Consider the following 18,244-nt stretch of genomic DNA (forward strand, 5'->3'; position numbering starts at 1 on the left):
TGTGGAGCTGGAAATCACTCTTCGTGCTCCCTGCCTGTTCATACGCTCCAGAGGGACGAAAAGTTCCCGCATTCCGCAAAACAGCACGCCAGCCGGAAATCAAGGGAAACGGCAGAAACCAGATCATTCATTATCTGGTTTTGCGCCGGGCAGGCGTTTTCTCAGGAATGCGATTTGTCCTACGTGATGGGCCTCGTGCTCGCAAACGTGGAACCACTTGCAATAATTGTTGGTCGGCCCCCAGACCCATTCTTTGTCGACGGCCAGGAGCCAGGCATCATCACGCTTGCGGAACTCCGCCAGTGACTTCGCGCGGGTCTCCTGAAGAATGTTCAGGTAGTAGTCCCGATCGTGGCCCTTGATCGTCTTCCGCCCCGCGTCTCCAAGATTCATGGCCGGGTCCCACTGCTGCTTTACGGAAGCGGGCCATGTATTCCACTTTTTCCCTTCGAAGGTATTGAGCTGATAGTAAGTCTCAGTGGCCGCCAGATGAAGCATCAGAGCGCCGATGGTATTGGCATTGCGGTCGATGAGGTAGTCCAGATCAGCCGCCGTCAGATTTTTAGTAGCATTGATGATGCCGTTGGCCTCGCGCATCCAGGTGAGCATGGAGACGAAAGATCCCATCTGCGGCCCGTAACCTGGTTTCGGTCCAATGACGTTGAGATTTGCGTCGCTAGCCTGAGCGATCTCTGGCAGGAAGAGAGCACCTCCCAATAGAGTGGAGAATCCGGCTGTAAGAGCGGCTGACCCTTTTAGAAAGCTTCTACGATTGGAAATGCACTCGTTGTTGACGCTTTGGCCATCCAGGGAATCCTGTTTGCTTTCTGCCATGCTTGTCTCCTTATAGTACTTAAACGATAGGCTCATAATAGCGCTCGCCGGCGCAACCGCGGCAGACGGTCTTAGCGCCGAGTTTGACCTCGCGACGAAAATTGATTCCTTCACCGCATTGCGCGCAGACGATCCGCTCGCCTTTATAGCCGGGAAACTCTTCCGGCGGCAGCTCCACGTGGACGGGTTGCGCATGGAAAAGCTGTTCGTCGGTCATTTCACGATAGGCCAGCATCTGCTGCTGGTTCTTGCTTTCGATTTCCGGATGCATGCTTTTGGCCAGGGCCTTCGATGACTCGCGAGCGGCCACACGCACCGCTTTGCCTGTTTCTACGTCAACAAAAGTAGCGGCGACCTTGCCCCAATCGCGAAACTTGAGAGCACGCTTGCCCAGACGGCAGCCGGTTACCACCATAACCGCGTCCGTGGCGCAGCGGTCGATTTCAACGAACGTGACGATGCGCTTGCGGTCCTTACCCTGGGGATCTTCAAGCCCAAGTTTCTTCAGACCAAACATGGCCATGCGAACGCCGAGAACCTGTCCGGCGCAAAGATGGCCGTGCGCTATGGCGGCATCATCGAGATATTCCTGCAGAGATTTCATTGTTGCGGGCCCTCTTCTTCTGCTGTTTCCGGCTGCAGATCGGCGCTGTGCGCATGAACCAAAAAGCTGGTTTTTTCTCCGGCGGTGGTGAAGGTCACACGGCTGGGCGAGCGTTCCCATGTGGGCGCGGCACAGCCCGGGCCAGCATATTCTTTTCGCAAAAGAGGTTTGCGCCTGCCCAGTTGTGAAACGACCATATAGCTTTTGGAAGCGTCGTCGGAAGCGCCACAATAAGCGGCATAATCACGATACCAGCTTGCTTGTGATGTGTCGCCATCGAAAGCGGGCAGATTCAATTGCGCCACATGCCCGGTTTGGCGGTCAACGCTGATCCATCCATCCAACCGCCAAACCCACTGCTGCGGCTTCTTTTCTTCAGGAAGAGCGTCATTGATACGGTAGGCGCGCCGCACAACGAAAAGCCGGTCAGTGACCTCATGTGTGGCGCCCGTGGTGAACTCACGGAGGTGACCGTCGATCAAGAGCTCGCGAACTCTGAGCGGCTGCTTTTCGCCGGCTTCCGTGCGGACCTCCACAGTTCGCCACTGACCCAGGACGACGGTATGGGCTTTTGGAGCGGCAAAGCTGCTGCTGGAGAGCAGCAAAGAGCTGATGAATATGCAAAGTGGGCGCACAGTGTGGCCCAATTATATGACCTTGCACCAAAAGAGTTGAAATTTGGGCGCGAGGCCGCTTTTGAAGTACCCGCGAGGTCACTTCTGGAGTATTAGACAGATTAATCATCGCGATTTTTGTCACTTGGAATTGTAAGCATGAAGCGGGAAAAGGCCTTATTAAAGGCCGATTCCACAGTGACAACGCCTAACGAATGGCGATGCCGGACTTTGATACTTTCAATTTGAAACAATTCCCATATAAAATTAAAGATCTCCCCCAATCTAACTGTTGCGGGCGCGCCCATATACTTTAGCCAGCGGCGATTACCGGGGTTTTTGTGCTTTTGGACGACGACTCACAAGATAAACGCGTTCGAGAGTTGCTCGATACAACCCTCGACCCATCTCTACCCTCTCATTTAGCGATGGCACCCATATCGGAAAGGGCAAGGGAGGAGTATGGCCGCTTTAAGCAGCGGGCGCCAAGAATTCTGGTTGTCGACGACAAACTAGACACGCTCTTACTTCTTCGTGAACTCCTTTCCTCTCGCGGTTACGACATCATTACAGCCACAGAAGCGGAAGAAGCCAAGCAGATGGTCCACACGGAGCGGCCGGAGCTGATCCTGCTGGACGTGGTCATGCCGGGCAAGTCCGGTTATGACCTTTGCCGTGAACTCAAGGAAGATCCTTTTACCCGTCTGATACCGGTGGTGATGATCACCGGACTTTCTGATCGCGACGACCGTGTGCGCGGCATCGAGGCCGGAGCGGATGATTTCCTGAGCAAGCCGCTGTATCCGGAAGAGCTGTTTGCGCGCGTCAAGTCGCTGCTGAAGCTCAAAGAGTTTACTGACGAACTGGAAAACGCCGAGGCCGTGCTGGTGGCTTTGGCGCTGGGCATTGAATCGCGCGACCCGTACACCGGCAACCACTGTGAGCGGCTGGCACATTACGCCGCCGATCTGGGACACCATGTTGGCCTCGACGGCGACAGCATCATCGCTTTGAAGCGCGGCGGTTATCTGCATGACCTGGGCAAAGTTTCCATCCCCGATGAAATTCTCAAAAAAGGCACACGCCTGACCCCGGATGAATGGGAGATCATGAAGCAGCATCCCGTCATAGGAGAGTCAATCTGCCGTCCGCTGAAATCGTTCCAGAACGTGTTGCCTATCATCCGCCATCACCATGAGCATTGGGACGGCAGCGGCTATCCGGACCGGCTTACGGGCTACGATATTCCTCTGCTGGCGCGTGTTCTCCAGGTTGTTGACGTGTATGACGCGTTGCGCACCGCCCGCCCTTACAAACCGGCATTGACCCATGAAGAAGCCAAGCGCACCATGATTGAAGAAGCGGCGCGCGGCTACTGGGACCCCAATCTGGTACCTGAATTTTTCTCCATGCTCAAAAAGAAGGAACAAGCCGCATGAGCCTGGCCATAGAGTTCCCCTTGTCGAACGAAAATTTACAGGCAGCCCAGCCGCAATACAGCATCGTGGTACCGGCTTACAATGAGCGCGAGCGCATTGGCGGATCGCTGGAGCAGGTGCTGAAACACATCCGCGCGCAAAAATGGAGCGCTGAAGTAGTAGTGGTAAATGACGGCTCGCGCGACGATACCGCCGGCTTTGTCAGTCAGTTTGCCGCCGACCATCCCGAGGTGCGGCTGATCGAAAACCCCGGCAACCAGGGCAAAGGATACGCCGTGCGCAATGGCGTGCTCAACGCCCGGGGCAAAGTGATCCTTTTTACTGACGCCGATCTGTCTTCGCCGATCACCGAAGCAACCAAACTTTTTGCCGCGCTGGAAAAAGGCGCGGACGTGGCCATTGGTTCGCGCTGGCTCGATCCTTCACTGCAATTTCAGCGGCAGCCCCTGAAGCGGCAGATCATGTCCCGCGCCTTCAACCTGTTTACGCGGGCCGTGCTGACCTTTCCTTACCACGATACGCAATGTGGTTTTAAGGCCTTCACGCAGCGCGCGGCCCGAATGATCTTTCCTCTGCAGAAGGTCAACCGCTGGGGCTTTGACGCGGAAATCATTTACCTCGCGCACCACTTGAAGCTGGAAGTGGCTGAAGTGCCGGTGGCGTGGGGCAATGACGAGCGTTCCAAAGTACATCCCTGGCGCGATGGCTTTTATATGGGCGTGGACACGCTGAAAATCCGCTGGATGTCGCTGACCGGCGGCTACCGCAAACCTGTTGCAGAGTAATTCCTTTCAAAGCTACAAAAAGCCGCCCTGCTCCAAGCGGTTTGATGATTCGCCATATATTCGCTATAATATCTGAATCCCGTCAGTCTGCAAGCGCTCCCCGATTCGTAGGCGGCGGGTCGTGGCTGCGAGGCGAAAAATGGCGAATCAAGAGAACAAAGAGAATCCTTATTCCGCTATTGAGGAAAAGGTGAAGAAGATCATGGCCGGAATCGCGGAGGAGATAGAGAAACTTTCTCCTAATGACAGGGCCGTGCTACAGCGGGCGATTAAATTCCTGATGCGGAAGACCCGCGCCGGAGCAGAGCGGCTGGCCATTCTGCACATGCTGGGCAGACATGAAGCGGTGCCGGGGACCGTGCTCTATCAGCTCTGCAGCCGGCGGGTGGATAAGCGTGTGCGCGAATTACAGTCCATTGGTATGGATATACGCCGCTGGTCTGAGACGCGGCCTGATGGTTATTCGCATTCAGTCTACGGCTGGAGCGCTTTCAGGTTGTGGCAAGAGCACCGGCTGCTGAACGAAACAGAAGAAAACCAGCCCAGCTTGAAAAGAGTGATGTGACGACGATAGCCTTTAACCTGATTTAAAGAGGAGTGCAAAGAGCATTCTCTACGGCCGTGGATTCATCACGCTGCGGTTCCTGCCCGGTGTCCGCACTTTGCGCTTGGAGCAAACCTGACTGCTGTATCTCCTCGGATAAATGAGGGAACGCGCCAGATTCCGGCTGACCCGCCGCAGAACTCACACTGGCAGTGGGGCCTACAGTCCCAAGTCGCCTCATAGAAACGAATAGATCAAGAGGAATGGCGGAGATAGAAGCACATTCTGAATAATTCCGCGCCAAATTCTCATTTTAGTCATCGACGTTTGCCTTTTGTTTGTCTATTATATTTGCGTCATGCCGAGTCCTCATCGTCTTTATGAAATCCGGTGTCCAGTCCACGGATTTATCCGGCTCAATGATTGGGAGTGGACGGTGATCTCCCAACCGGCCTTTCAGCGTCTCAGGAGAGTTCGGCAGTTGGCTTGGACTGACTATGTGTACCCTGGTGCAATGCACACACGATTTGAGCACTCGCTAGGAGTCATGCATACCGCCACCATGCTGTATGACTCTATAGTGAGGAACTCCGAAGAGCTCTTAAAGTCGGAACTGGCATATAACGAAGCAGGGTTCGAGCGGGACAGGCAGTTGGTTCGGTTCGCAGCATTACTGCATGATGTCGGTCACGCACCGTTCTCACATGCAGCCGAAGAACTCTTCCCTGAACGCTCCCTTGGGGAAAGGTATGTTCACGAAGACTATTCCGTTGCCATCATCGAAGCGGAGCTTCGCGCCGCGATTGAGGACCACCCGCTGAACAGCAACTACAATCTGCGCGCTGCAGAGATAACGGCCCTGATTAAGGGCGGCTCCAGTGCCCGGAAGACAGTATTCTGGCGCGATCTCATCACCAGCCAGATGGACGCAGACCGAATGGACTATCTATTGCGGGATTCCTACCACGCCGGTGTCCAATACGGAAAATTCGATCTTCACCGGTTGATCAATACTATCCGCGCTATTCCTTTTCAGGACAAGGATCCTCGCTTGGGAATCTCTGAAGGCGGCATTCACGCAGCCGAGGGATTAGTGTTGGCCCGATACTTCATGTTTACGCAGGTATATTTCCACAAGACCCGTGTCGCATATGATGTACATTTGCGTAAAGCGATGAAACAGCTTCTTCCCGGCGGCCATTTTCCCCGTCCTGCCGGGGAGGGCCTGGCAGCGTTTCTGCAATGGGAAGATTGGAAGGTATTGGGTCTATTGAACGGGGGAGGTGGCGGGGAGCACGGTGAAAGGATCAGGTCCCGTAACCACTTCAGGCAGGTATTTCACACTCCGGAAGCGCCGTCCGCTGATGATGTGGAACAACTGCACAAGGTGAAATCGAAATTGGGAGGTCTGGTGATGGCAGAGGAGCCTGCCGAAAAGAGTTGGTATAAGACGGGCCCGCTGGATGTCCCGGTTCTGAGTGATATCGGCAAGAACAGGGTGAGCCCTTTGTCACAGCATTCCAGCGTGGTCGCAAGCATGAAGCCCAACAACCAGGTGTTCTTGTACGTAAAGCCTGAGGATGTGCCCAAGGCAAAACAAATCGTAGATGAGGTATTGAAGAAATGACAGAGCAGCAAGAAAAGCGCCTTGCTCTTATTCCCGCGTTGGTGGAAAACTCGTCCCATCGCCAGATCGGCCGGACTGCACTGATGAAATACATGTATTTTCTGCAGATCCTGCGCCAGGTTCCGCTCGGATACCGCTTCACTCTTTACTCGTATGGTCCTTTTGATTCGACCGTGCTGGCAGACCTGTCGGTGGCGGAGTCATTGCATGCAGTTGAATCCAGGACTGTTCTTTATTCCGGAGGATATGGATATGAGATCAGCCCGGGGGAGAAATCCAAATGGCTGAAGCGTAGAGCCGAAAGCTTTGTCGATAAGCACGAAAAAGACATTCGTTGGGTAATGCAGAAGTTTGGGCAGTATTCCAGCGCCCAACTTGAGCTTATTGGCACGATAATTTATGTGGATCGTGAAGCGAGGGAAAGCCACAAAAATCTAACCATGGACGTTCTGTCCAGGAAGGTTCATGAAATAAAACCACACTTTGAAGAAGCAGAAATTGCGCGCTTTGCCGCCTTCCTGCTCAAGGAAAAGCTACTTCAGGCCACGCACTAATCGACTCTTTGCTCGCTATGTCCGCCCTTGAGATCGTGGAGGGGGCTGGTCACCTTTTGGTAGATCGCGCAAACCTGTTGCTTTTGAAGCTCACTCCGTCCTAAACCCGAAAAAAAACGGCGTTACCCTAAAATTCTGGTAACAAAAAGGAAAGAAACCGGATATATTGGTTCGTGCTGGCGCACAACTCCGTCGACCGCGACTTAATGGCGCGCGACTCTATCGAGTTGACACAATACGAACCCGTCTCTTCACGAGGGAAACCTCGTGCTTCGTCGTCACAGCTACGTGGCGAGGAAACGAGCACTCAGCGTTCAGCAATCAGCCTTCAGTCAGATCAAGATGATGAGTCACGGGCAAGAGTGCCCGTGCCACAGAACCGTCGCTCGCAGCCGAGGGCGGCTGCACTCCACGACGATGATGACTCCGAACTGCTGATCAACCGTGAAGACCTGGACCTGGATCTGGATGGCGAAGAGGCGCAATTTCTAAGAACAAACCGGCGCGTGCCGGTGCGCCGCAACGCGATCCCGAAAAAAGCCGCCAGCCAGTTGAAGATTGCCGGCGTGATTGCCGCGGTGGTTGTCGTGTGTGGCGGAATTTCTGCCTGGGCATACAGCTATGGCATGACCTCTTGGCGCTTCCGTATTCAATCGAGCGATGCGGTAGAAATTTCTGGCGTGAAGAATGCCTCGCGCGCGCATGTGATGGAAGTAGCGGGCGCCGATATTGGCCGCAACGTTTTCTTTGTCCCCTTGGACGAGCGCAAGAAACAACTGGAGCAGATTCCCTGGGTGCAGGAAGCGACCGTGATGCGGCTGCTGCCGAACCGTATCGCGGTGACCATCCACGAGCGTACGCCGGTGGCGTTTGCCCAGATTGGCTCGCGCATCAGCCTGATCGACGCCAATGGCGTGGTGATGGGCCTGCCCGCCAATCGCCAGACCAAATATTCCTTCCCGGTAATTCGCGGGATTACGGACACCGAGCCGCTTTCGTCGCGCGCGGCGGCGATGAAGATTTACAACCGGCTGGTGAGCGAACTTGGTGGGAACGATGGCGATAGCGCAACTTCGAGCGGCAGCCCGAATTACGTCAAGCAGCTGAGCGAGGTTGATCTTTCCGATCCGGAGAACGTGAAAGTCACGGCGAATGATCCGGGCGGGACAATGGTTGTCCACTTGGGCAAGGAAGACTTTCTGCCGCGCTACAAGCTTTATGTGACGCACATAGCGGAGTGGCGGCAGCAGTTCCAGAACGTACAGTCCGTGGACCTGCGGTATGAAGGACAGGTGGTGGTGAATCCGGACAAGACTGCGGAATCAAACCCACCACGGAGTCACGGAGACACGGAGAAAGCCGGGGCGAATGTGCCTTCAGTAAAGCCGGTGTTTAAACCGGTAAGCGCAAAAGCAGCCAAGCCCAAACCGGCGAAAGCGAAAAAGAGTTCACCGCCAAGGACGCAAAGAGCGCAAAGGTGATTTGGTAAGTGACACGGTGCCCGATCTTTGTGATTTGTGAGTTTCGCGAGCAAGTGAAGGGCTAAGCCAAAGGGCTTGCAGTCAAGAGACAAAGCTAAAGGCCAAAAGCCAATAGCTAAGAGCTTTTTTATAAAGGACGCACTCATGAGCAGTAACGGCAACGGCAAACATCCTTTGAACTTGATTACGGTGCTGGACGTGGGCAGCGCGAAGACAGTCGCGCTGATCTGCGAAGCCACGGACGCGGGGCTCAAATATCGCGGGCACGGCATGGCGGAGAGCCGGGGATCGCGCAAGGGCATCATCGTTGAGCTGGATAAAGCGGTGCAGAGTATCCATAAAGCGGTGGAGGAAGCGGAAAAGGTTGGCGGATGCCAGGTGGGGAATGCCGTGATCTCCGTCGCAGGCTCACATATTAAAGGAGTGACGAGCCGTGGCGGCGTAACGCTGGGCTCGCGCCCCAGAGACGTGACGCGTGAAGACATTCGTACCGCAGTGGAGAAAGCCCGGTCGGTGACGCTGCCCGATGATCGCGAAGTGCTGCATCTGCTGCCGCAGGAATTCATCCTGGATGACCAGTCAGGCGTGCGCGATCCGGCGGGCATGATGGGCCGAAGGCTGGAAGTGAACCTGCACATGGTGACGGCCTCTGCCAGCGCCACACAGAACGTGGTGACGGCGGCGAACAAGGCCGGCCTGCACGTGGACAACATGGTGTATGAAGCGTTGATGTCCGCCGACAGCACGCTACGCGCCGACGAAAAAGAACTGGGCGTGTGCCTGGCCGATATCGGCGCGGGATCGACTGACATGATTGTTTATTCCGACGGCATGGTGGCCCATACAGGCGTGGTGCCAGTCGGTGGAGACCACTTTACTAATGATGTGGCCGTTGGATTGAGAACTCCGCTGGTTGCGGCGGAAAAAATCAAGAAGCAGTTTGGTCATACGATCAGCGCGCAGGTGGCCGAAGGAAATGAAATTGAAGTGCCGGCCGTGGGAGATAGGCCGTCAAGGCTGATGCCGCAACGGTTTCTGGCGGAGATACTCGAGCCGCGCGCGCAGGAGCTGTGCGAATTGATGCGTGATCACTTAAAGCAAGCCGGCGTGATGGAACTGTGTCCGGCGGGCGTGGTGCTCACGGGCGGCGGATCGCGTATGACGGGATTAGCGGAAGTCTGCCAGAAGACGCTGGACCGTCCAATCCGCCTGGCGGTGCCGGAGCCGCCGATTGCCGATATGCCTGAACCATTGAGCGAGCCGGAATTTGCCACTGTGGTCGGCTTGGCGATGTATGCGCATCGGACGACGATGGCGAAGATGAATCCGGAACAGGGATTTGGCCACAAGCTGCGCGCACTGTTGGCAAAGCTGGGAGCGTAGGAGGAAATCCCGAGCGGAGCGAGGGAGCTCTGTAGCGGCCAGGGAACATCGGGTGGAAAGTGATTGTAGTGCGCTGCGAGTGACTGAAAGGGAATAGCGATCCCTCACCCGCAAAAAACGCGCGTTCGGGATTACAGAAAAAGTTTGGGTTGGACGGGGGGAATCAGGCGTCACCCGAGAAAGAACGTGGGACGCAAAACTTAAACGCAACGCTGGAGCGCAGCTTGGAGTTCCAGCAAAGGTGACGCAAGCGAGCGGGACCAAACGGATCAGGAGTGTGATGTATGAGCGATCAGCAGAAACGAGCGGACGGAGAAGTGAGAATCCAATTCAATGAAGACCCCAGGACCAACGCGAAGATCAAGGTGATTGGCGTGGGCGGCGGAGGCGGCAACGCGGTGAACCGGATGATCTGCGCCGGAGTTGAAGGCGTGGAATTTATTGTGGCCAATACCGATTTGCAGGCGCTGCAGATGTCGCGTGCGCCGGTAAAGATCCAGCTGGGCACCAAGCTGACCAACGGTCTGGGCGCGGGCGCCAACCCTGAAATGGGACGTCGCGGCGCGTTGGAAGATGCCGACAAAATTATTGAAGCCCTGGAAGGCGCGGACATGGTGTTTGTCACGACCGGTTTGGGCGGTGGCACGGGCACAGGCGCCGCACCGATCATTGCGTCGCTGGCAAGTGAGATGGGCGCGCTGACCGTGGCGGTGGTCACCAAGCCGTTTGCGTTTGAAGGACGCCGTCGCATGGCGCAGGCGGAACGCGGACTGGCCGAACTGATTGACAGCATCGATACAACGATCGTGATTCCCAACGAAAAGTTGCTGGCGGTGGCGCAGAACGCCGGCTTCTTTGAGTCGTTCCGCATTGCTGACGACATTCTTCGCCAGGCGGTGCAGGGAATTTCTGACATCATTACGATTCCCGGCATCATCAATCGCGACTTTGCCGACGTGAAAACGATCATGGCCGGCATGGGTTATGCCGTGATGGGAACGGCCGTGGCTAAGGGTGAACGTCGCGCGACCGACGCGGCGCAGGCGGCGATTTCGTCTCCGCTGCTGGAAGCCGGAGCAATCGACGGAGCGCGGGGAATCCTGATCAACATCACCGGTTCGTCTTCGCTCAAGCTGGCGGAGGTCAATGAGGCTTCTACCATTATTCAGTCCGCCGCGCATGAAGATGCCAACATTATCTTTGGCGCCGTGCAGGACGAGAAAATGAAAGACGATCTAAAGATCACCGTGATCGCGACCGGCTTCAAGAACGACGTTCCGGCGCGCAAGGACCGCACTGTGAACGCGGCGCAAGCAGCCATCTCTACGGCCCGCACAGCTTCCGCCTATCAGGTGCAGCAGTCTACAGCGGCTCCGCGAGTGGTAAATGCCACCCATATACCTCATGTTCCTCATGGTTCCCCGGTTGCGGCCCACGCGGCCGGTGCTCAGGCAGCTGTTCCCACCCGCGTGATGGTTCCGCCGCGCGAAAGCCCAAACCTGGCCACCATGACTGACTCTATCCGGACGGCCGTCGAGCAGGACGACCTGGACGTGCCGGCCTTTATCCGCAAGCGCGGAGAGATCAACTAACAGTTTCCGACCGGCAGAGCGATCATCGCCTGCAAGATCGCAACTGCATGCAACAGCAACCATTTACCGGGACGCAAACCGCAGCGTCCCCGATCTTTCAACCATAGCGCGGTCGCCAGCCAAAAGTGGGCAGCCGCCAAAAAGCCGCCAGCCGCAAACGGCTGCCACAAAAATTAACAACATTAATGCGCATCTAAGGCAGAACCAACAGCAGGATCTTAGGGTTAATACTGGCAAAGACTTTAGATTTCTGGCCGCTGCGGATAAATCCAACCGGCATGCAGCCAGCAACAAAGGGCAGAGCAGCTGCATCTTTTTAACTAAGAGAAAGGTACTACTTCAGTACTAGGAGAATTGACAGTTGCGCGCGATGCAAAGTTTCACTTACTATCGCGATAAGAGCAAAATTTTCCGCGTCGGTCTTCAGTTTCTGGCCCTTATTCGTGGCTGACGATACATTCGCGGAAAACCAAGCGGCGACAAAGAAATTTTCCAGGGTATCCAGGTGGCAGTGATTCCAATGACATTTCGTCTTCGGCTCCTCATCTTTTTCGTTTCTATTTTTGGTTTGTCCAGCGGTTCGTTCGCGCTCGCATCCAGCTCAAGCAGCACCACCACCAAAGCCAAGGCCAGCGGACACGTAACTGAAAGCGCCCGTGCGCAAAAACGCATGGCGCGGCTCCGCCACCAGCGCGCCGCAAGAAGACATGTAGCTGCACGCTCCGCCACCCCGCGCACTACCACTGCAAAAGCTATTCGCGCAAAAGCCGCCAATAGCGCGACCCTCAAGACCGCAAGTCTCCATCGCCGCCATGCTCGCCACCGCTGGGTTGAAACATTCACTGCTAGTTCATTTGCCGACGACATCACCGACGGCGACATCGTTGAAGGTGAAGATCCCGTCGTGCGCCAGGCCGCTATTGATGCGCTGGGCAACATGAACGGTACCGTCGTCGCCATTGATCCCACCAGCGGACGCATTCTTGCCATGGTCAACCAGAAGCTTGCGCTCAGTGAAGGCGCGCAGCCCTGCTCCACCATCAAGGTTGCTGTGGCGCTGGCCGGCCTCAGTGAAAAAGTTATTACCCGGCAGGAATCCATCTCTCTGGGCGGCCGCTCGCACATGAGTCTTACGCAGGCCCTGGCGCACTCCAACAACGCTTACTTTGAGGCTGTCGGGCGCCGTCTCGGCTTCCCCAAGGTCAGCTTTTACGCCCACCAGTTCGGACTCGGTGAGCTTGCCGGTTATGGCATTCAAGGTGAGCATCTCGGCACGTTCCCCGATCATGAGCTCCCTGCAAACCTGGGCGGCGTCGGCAAGATGTGTTCTTTTGGTGAAAGCATTTCCATGACTCCGCTGCAACTCGGCGCGCTCGTTTCCGCCGTCGCCAACGGAGGCACGCTCTATTACCTCCAGCATCCCACGTCTGTCGATCAGGTCATCAACTTTGAGCCGCGCATAAAGCGCCAGCTTGATATTGGCCCGCTCGTTCCTGAAATTGCAGAAGGCATGACCGGCGCCGTTCGATACGGGACCGCCCGCCGCGTTGGCCTGAACTTTAGTGAAGAGCAAATCCTGGGCAAGACCGGCACCTGCTCCAAAGATGGTACGCGCTTCGGATGGTTCGCTTCATACGCTGACACGCAGTACGGACACATCGTCACCGTGGTCTTTCTCCAGGGTGGCCGTCCGACCTTTGGCCCCAAGGCCGCCGAAATCAGCGGCAAATTCTACCGCGCGCTGTACGACCATAACTTCTTCGCCGCCCGCGCCACCACCGCCAGCGGCACTCCGGCAGAAAAACCGGCAGTAGGCGTGCAGCAGTAAACTCGGGACTTTAACGGCGTAGCGGTTCCAAAATAAATCTCAACGTAGAGACGTAGCATGCTACGTCTCGATTCCGAATAAGATTGAATGGCGTCCTGCAACGGACGTCTTTCTTTTTTGCTCGTCATCCCGACGGCCGTTAAATGAGCCGCGTTTTTACCAGCGGGCAAATAGGCCGGGGGATCTTGTGTTTTCTTATAAAGATTTGTTCGTCACTGCGCCCACGTCATGCGGCGCTATGGCCATACAGTTAGCGTAGAGACGTAGCACTGCTACGTCTCGATCTTTAAAGCGACGGCGTTCCGAGAAGACGCTCCGAGAGGACGCCTCTTTTATTTCCTCCAAACTCTCAACCCCTGTCATCCTGACCGAAGCCGCGCGACCGAATGGGAGCAAGGCTGAGTGGAAGGCCCCCGAGGATTTATCCAGCGACCATGCCGCCGCCGTTTCAACGTTTGGGAAAAGGAAACGAAGGCCTTCATCCTCGCGCCGCAGGCCAGCGCGCAGCGGCCATCCCCTGATAGGTGATGGGGAACACAGACATATACGGGGATTCATCATTCAATTCTTACTGGAAATCTTTGTTGAAAAGCTCCGCTTGGAAGCGGAGCGGAGTGAAAGGAAGTAAGACAATGTCGAACATTAGGATTCTCAAAATAAACGTTTGTCGGAACGCATGGCTTTTGACTGTGATTCTAGCCATTTCATCTGTAGCTATTGCGTTGCCACAACCATCATCGTTTGCTTGCGGTGATGTGATCAAGACAAGCATCAAGCTCACCCGTGATTTAGGGCCGTGTCCGGCCGACGGCATACACATTGTGGCGGCCACGCCGGTGACTCTGGACCTCAATGGACACAAGATTACCGGACAAGGTTCTGGTACGGGAGTTAATCTGGGTGGCGACTCAATTATCGTGAAAGGCCCCGGGCGCATCGTAAACTTTGGCATAGGAATCAACCTTGATCACGGCACCGGGGACGTAATGATTTACGACCTTGATTTGGTCCGGAACATGAATGGGATTAATCTGGACGCCAACCGTGTCAGGATCCTCGACAACACCATTGATGGACGAGACCGAGGCAAAGCAGGAATCACTATCTCCGGTCCAGGCCACTTCGTCTATCGCAACATCATACGAAACCACTCTGATTTCGGACTTATACTGCTAAGGGCGAACCCAGTGGTCTCACAGAACGTCATCACTGAAAATCATGTAGGGATCCATTTCGAAAGCGAGGGTTCGCATACGATTCGTGGAAATATGATCTTCCGAAATGAGACGAATGGCATTGAAGCTGAGGTCACGGACCCTGGAAACTGCGGGAACATTGAAGATAATTTCCTCAGAGCTAATGGTGGAAACGGTCTGCTTGTGACTGGAGACAATCGTTTCCAGGCGTGCACGATCCTCGATAATGTTGTTGAGGACAATCGGTTGAACGGGATCAGCATCGCTGGCGGTACGGGCAATACCGTGAGTGGCAATCGGGCATCGCACAATGGTGTTGATCTGCAATGGGATGGCGTTGCGGGGGCATGCTGGAGCCAAAACATTTTTTCCACCAGTTCACCTCAGACGTTGCCTCAATGTCCACCTTTTTAGCTAGGTGGTAATCAAGGCCAGCTATCACGCTCGGAACCGGCTGCGGTTTGTAAATCCCAAAAGGACCCGGGAGAAGTCGCGAAGGCTTCTCCCCTGGGCGTCTCCAACGCTGCTATCGGCCTAGTGTCGTTTTTGGGCCCCTCGAAGACGTTTTTCTCAATATTTATTTTCGGTGTCCGATCACTCGAACCATCTTTGTCAATTACAGCCGCCGCTCGTCAAGCTCGACTGAGAAAAATCTCCCTCTACTTATATATGCACCGTTTTCGGCCTTCCCGGGACATGTTTTTCGATATTTATCTTCAGCCCTCATCATTCGCCGCCTCGACACCCTTACCGTGATCGCCAAAATGGCTACAAAAACAAAACGGCAACCCCGGACAAAGGGTTGTCGTTTCCTGGCTGCGCTCTAACTCATAGGGCTGCCGAGTGTTTAGCCCGCCAGCCCTTTTGGATGAACAAAGACCCCTATTGACGGATCTTGGTCAAGGCAAAAGGCAGGCTGTCGCCGCCCCCGCTCGATTTAATATCCAGCGGTTTTGCCGGACAGGGAGTAGCGTAGGCCGCCGGATTGCCGCAGGCCGGCGCGGGCGCTCCTGTAATGTCAAGCGTGAAAACGCCCGCCGCCAGGGTGAATGTATCTCCCAATCCCCCGGCTGAAGCAGCCGGATTGTAAACCAGACCTGTGCTGGTCAGGTACGGTTGGAGTTTTAACGTCACTGGCCCAACGGCATTCGACGTTGCCGTGAGGATCAGCCGTTGCTTGCTCGTCCGGTACTCTGCCGCTGTAACCAGCACAGTATCCGCGATCACAGCCGGATTGATAGTGATGGAAACAATCGTAGGAGCTGAAGTCAGCGGGGCCGTGTTGGTTGCCGTAAGGCTTAGCGTCGCCGTTGAAGAAACTGCCACGGCTGGCGCGGTGAAGCTCACGGTCGCCGTCGTTGGACTTGAAGGCGTCACGGCAATGCCGATCAAAGCCGGGCCTGAAGTCTGAACAACCGTGAAAGTGAGCGGCGTGAGCGCGGGAACGTTAGGATCAGATCCGCTGGCGACAAAGCTTGCGCCCGTGCCGGAAACCACCGTGAGCGGAGCCACAGAATTTACGGTCGGGTTTCCAGGTGCGTTGATGGTTACAGAAGTGGCCGCCACTGAAGCGCCACCGCAATTCGTCGCGGTGAAAGTCAGAGGCACGACCGTAGTCGCAGCAACCACTGGCGCCGTGTAAACCGGGTTCGCGATCGATAAATTAGACAACGTTCCCACTCCCGGAGCAGCCCAGGAGAAAGTTACGGGGGCCGTCCCCGGTGACGATCCGGCCAGGGTCACCGCTCCGCCCGATGCGACCGTATAAGGCCCACCAGCATTGGCGATTGCTGCTGTGCAAGCCGGAGCCGGCGTAACATTGCTGGGCCACGGATTGAGTTGCCCCACTTGCGTTCCCGCAGCCGAGGTATATCCGCCCTGTGCGAGGAACGGAATCGTGTTGAAATTATTTTCTGGGATCGGCGCGCCGGGCACGTTCTCTGGGAAGATGTATTCGAGAATCGGCGCGTGGTACTGGCCGTAAACAATCCCGTTGGCCGACCGCGGCGAAGCAGCGGTAATGGGCGCCGTAAATGCTCCCTGGATCACGGCGCGCATCTCTCGCGGCGGCGGCAGGAAGTTGCCGGCGGCGTTCATCACGCAGTTCTTCACGGTTGCAGCCGAGCCAAAAGGCAAACAAGGCGGACGAAAACGCCAGCGCCCTTTCACCGCACCAATCGGCGGGCCAGGATCCACGCTGATGGTGCCAAAGTCGCGGTCCGTGGCTGCTCCGGTGATGCCATCGAAATCGATGCCATAAAGATGGATAATTCTCTGCGCCAAGCCGGTGGGATCAACGTCAGTCGTCATTCCTTCAAAGCGCGTGCGGACCACCGCTTCACCAGCGCCCAGCACCGTAAGTCCTCCAGTGCCGATGATCGTGACTTCAGTGGCAACATACGCTGGATTGGTGCCCGGGAAAGTGTAGATAGCAACGTTGTTGCTGATTGTGTGCGCGGAGATGTAAGTGTTGGCGTCGCCCGGCCATGGGCCGGCAGTTTGGCCGGCGGTGAGCCCTGGATCTGCAACCACTGTTCCCGCGAACGTGATCCAGTCGCCAACTTCCAGCGGTGCCTGAATGGTTGGATCAGGTGAGCCGCCACCCGGAGGAAGCGTTGTGAAATTAGTGGCAAACCCAACCGCGGGCGCGACGGCGAGAGGCCTCTGCGTCAACGGGCATCGCGCATCGTCCGGATTGCCGGGGACCGATGGATCAGCCAGAACGCGCGGCATGCACATGGGGAAGCCCGTTGCAGAAGCAATGGTGGGATTGTCCTGGTCGGCCTGGAAGTGCGGATCAGGTGATTGTCCGCGGCTGTAACGTCCCGTTCCTACAGCAACGTCTCCAGCGGCAGTGATTACAGGATCATTAATTTGCACGCGCGCGCCGCTGGCGCAATTGCCAATCACGCCGCCCACACGCATCTCACCATTGGTGTAGTTGATGCAGTTGATGTATCCAGAGCCGGTGTTCAGGGCGTGCTGGGAAATGTAAATCAGTCCGGCTATGTACACGTCCGCACCCGCGGGCCCGCCCAGCACACGATTGCCAACGACTTGCGCTTCATACGTAGTAAGAGGCGCTGGAACGTCTGAAAGGGCCATGCCTGTGCTCGGTCCGCCGGCGGCCAGCAAGCCATACGGGGCTGGAGCGTTGGCAAAAAGTTCCTGCCACGTCAGCGCGCTTGCGGGCAGGATCACAATCGTTTCCGCCGGAACAATAATCACATGGCCGTTCACGGTAATCGATCCGCCCTGGTGTGCGGTGCCGGCGGCTGGAATGGGGCCGCCCAGTGAAGCCGATTGAATAAAGCCTGAAATGTCAAATTGCGTCGATGCCGGTATTGGCAGCTGTGCCCATGCTGGGCTCGCCATGGCGAGCAGGTTGAGAAGCAGGATGCCTAGCACCCTTGTAAACGTGCTGCTTGTTGTGCTGAACCGTGGAAGCCTGGAGCAGGCGTAACTGGAGCCTGCACCCTGGGGGAGTTGTGCCGTCATCATGTTTAGCTCATCCTTCAATGCTTAAAATTTGCGCAAGTATGCATGCCATTGAGCCGAGTACTGCTCGGAAGAGCTCATTGGCAAAACAATTTTCTATTGTTTGCTTGCTTGTAAGTTAGCTGTAACGCCTGGCGCGAACGGAATTACTCGCGTTTCTGGCCTGTAATGGTTCCTGTCCGGAAAACAGGCCCCTCCGGAAGTTCTGGCCCAGTGAAAGGAGGTTGCGGATTTGCGATCTGGTCCGCGGTCTGCTTATTACAAA

General features: G+C 55.9%; 14 protein-coding genes. 10 read left to right on the forward strand and 4 right to left on the reverse strand.

Going from position 1 to position 18,244, the window contains the following annotated elements; genetic code table 11:
- Positions 1-123 precede the first annotated feature (123 nt).
- Genes LAO76_15790 through LAO76_15800 form a run of 3 tightly spaced genes read right to left on the reverse strand, consistent with a single transcriptional unit; the run spans position 124 to position 2,073 of the window.
- Positions 124-834, reverse strand: coding sequence for a DUF664 domain-containing protein (locus LAO76_15790; protein ID MBZ5492390.1), 711 nt, complete (start codon positions 832-834; stop codon positions 124-126).
- Positions 835-853: 19 nt separating this feature from the next.
- Positions 854-1,438: a TraR/DksA C4-type zinc finger protein gene (locus LAO76_15795; protein ID MBZ5492391.1), complete on the reverse strand. Its 585-nt coding sequence runs from the start codon at positions 1,436-1,438 to the stop codon at positions 854-856.
- Positions 1,435-2,073: a hypothetical protein gene (locus LAO76_15800; GenBank protein ID MBZ5492392.1), complete on the reverse strand. Its 639-nt coding sequence runs from the start codon at positions 2,071-2,073 to the stop codon at positions 1,435-1,437. The genes LAO76_15795 and LAO76_15800 overlap by 4 nt, the downstream gene beginning before the upstream one ends.
- 407 nt (positions 2,074-2,480) lie before the next feature.
- Between LAO76_15800 and LAO76_15805 the strand changes: the two genes are divergently transcribed.
- The 10 genes from LAO76_15805 (at position 2,481) to LAO76_15850 (ending at position 14,895) form a co-directional block, all read left to right on the forward strand.
- A complete protein-coding gene (locus LAO76_15805) occupies positions 2,481-3,491 on the forward strand; it encodes a response regulator (GenBank protein MBZ5492393.1) in 1,011 nt (336 codons plus the stop codon).
- A complete protein-coding gene (locus LAO76_15810; protein ID MBZ5492394.1) occupies positions 3,488-4,276 on the forward strand; it encodes a glycosyltransferase family 2 protein in 789 nt (262 codons plus the stop codon). The genes LAO76_15805 and LAO76_15810 overlap by 4 nt, the downstream gene beginning before the upstream one ends.
- Before the next feature lie 139 nt (positions 4,277-4,415).
- On the forward strand, positions 4,416-4,841 hold the full coding sequence (locus tag LAO76_15815; GenBank protein MBZ5492395.1) for a hypothetical protein: 426 nt from the start codon (positions 4,416-4,418) through the stop codon (positions 4,839-4,841).
- A 337-nt stretch (positions 4,842-5,178) separates the two neighbouring features.
- Complete coding sequence (locus LAO76_15820) at positions 5,179-6,447, forward strand: HD domain-containing protein (GenBank protein MBZ5492396.1); 1,269 nt, start codon at positions 5,179-5,181, stop codon at positions 6,445-6,447.
- Positions 6,444-7,001 (forward strand): hypothetical protein, encoded by a 558-nt coding sequence (locus tag LAO76_15825; protein MBZ5492397.1) that lies wholly within the window; start codon positions 6,444-6,446, stop codon positions 6,999-7,001. The genes LAO76_15820 and LAO76_15825 overlap by 4 nt, the downstream gene beginning before the upstream one ends.
- A gap of 368 nt (positions 7,002-7,369) precedes the next feature.
- Positions 7,370-8,482 carry an FtsQ-type POTRA domain-containing protein gene (locus LAO76_15830; protein MBZ5492398.1) on the forward strand — a complete coding sequence of 371 codons (1,113 nt, stop codon included), beginning with the start codon at positions 7,370-7,372 and terminating at the stop codon, positions 8,480-8,482.
- A gap of 144 nt (positions 8,483-8,626) precedes the next feature.
- Positions 8,627-9,865: a cell division protein FtsA gene (gene ftsA / locus LAO76_15835; GenBank protein MBZ5492399.1), complete on the forward strand. Its 1,239-nt coding sequence runs from the start codon at positions 8,627-8,629 to the stop codon at positions 9,863-9,865.
- 284 nt (positions 9,866-10,149) lie between these two features.
- Positions 10,150-11,457, forward strand: coding sequence for a cell division protein FtsZ (gene ftsZ, locus LAO76_15840; GenBank protein ID MBZ5492400.1), 1,308 nt, complete (start codon positions 10,150-10,152; stop codon positions 11,455-11,457).
- A gap of 520 nt (positions 11,458-11,977) precedes the next feature.
- The gene (locus LAO76_15845) at positions 11,978-13,285 is read left to right on the forward strand and encodes a penicillin-binding protein (GenBank protein MBZ5492401.1); all 1,308 of its coding nucleotides are present in this window, start codon (positions 11,978-11,980) and stop codon (positions 13,283-13,285) included.
- 683 nt (positions 13,286-13,968) lie between these two features.
- Positions 13,969-14,895 (forward strand): right-handed parallel beta-helix repeat-containing protein, encoded by a 927-nt coding sequence (locus tag LAO76_15850; GenBank protein ID MBZ5492402.1) that lies wholly within the window; start codon positions 13,969-13,971, stop codon positions 14,893-14,895.
- 468 nt (positions 14,896-15,363) lie between these two features.
- Here LAO76_15850 and LAO76_15855 read toward each other — a convergent pair whose 3' ends face one another.
- Positions 15,364-17,982, reverse strand: coding sequence for a hypothetical protein (locus LAO76_15855; GenBank protein MBZ5492403.1), 2,619 nt, complete (start codon positions 17,980-17,982; stop codon positions 15,364-15,366).
- Positions 17,983-18,244 lie beyond the last annotated feature (262 nt).

The organism is Terriglobia bacterium (genome assembly GCA_020072645.1).
GTDB lineage: Bacteria > Acidobacteriota > Terriglobia > Terriglobales > Acidobacteriaceae > Angelobacter.

Bases quoted from the DNA above. Each gene is read 5' to 3' on its own strand.
- LAO76_15790 (MBZ5492390.1), bottom strand. From the start codon at position 834: ATGGCAGAAAGCAAACAGGATTCCCTGGATGGCCAAAGCGTCAACAAC.
- LAO76_15795 (MBZ5492391.1), bottom strand. From the start codon at position 1,438: ATGAAATCTCTGCAGGAATATCTCGATGATGCCGCCATAGCGCACGGC.
- LAO76_15805 (MBZ5492393.1), top strand. From the start codon at position 2,481: ATGGCACCCATATCGGAAAGGGCAAGGGAGGAGTATGGCCGCTTTAAG.
- LAO76_15810 (MBZ5492394.1), top strand. From the start codon at position 3,488: ATGAGCCTGGCCATAGAGTTCCCCTTGTCGAACGAAAATTTACAGGCA.
- LAO76_15815 (MBZ5492395.1), top strand. From the start codon at position 4,416: ATGGCGAATCAAGAGAACAAAGAGAATCCTTATTCCGCTATTGAGGAA.
- LAO76_15820 (MBZ5492396.1), top strand. From the start codon at position 5,179: ATGCCGAGTCCTCATCGTCTTTATGAAATCCGGTGTCCAGTCCACGGA.
- LAO76_15825 (MBZ5492397.1), top strand. From the start codon at position 6,444: ATGACAGAGCAGCAAGAAAAGCGCCTTGCTCTTATTCCCGCGTTGGTG.
- ftsA (MBZ5492399.1), top strand. From the start codon at position 8,627: ATGAGCAGTAACGGCAACGGCAAACATCCTTTGAACTTGATTACGGTG.
- ftsZ (MBZ5492400.1), top strand. From the start codon at position 10,150: ATGAGCGATCAGCAGAAACGAGCGGACGGAGAAGTGAGAATCCAATTC.
- LAO76_15845 (MBZ5492401.1), top strand. From the start codon at position 11,978: ATGACATTTCGTCTTCGGCTCCTCATCTTTTTCGTTTCTATTTTTGGT.
- LAO76_15855 (MBZ5492403.1), bottom strand. From the start codon at position 17,982: ATGATGACGGCACAACTCCCCCAGGGTGCAGGCTCCAGTTACGCCTGC.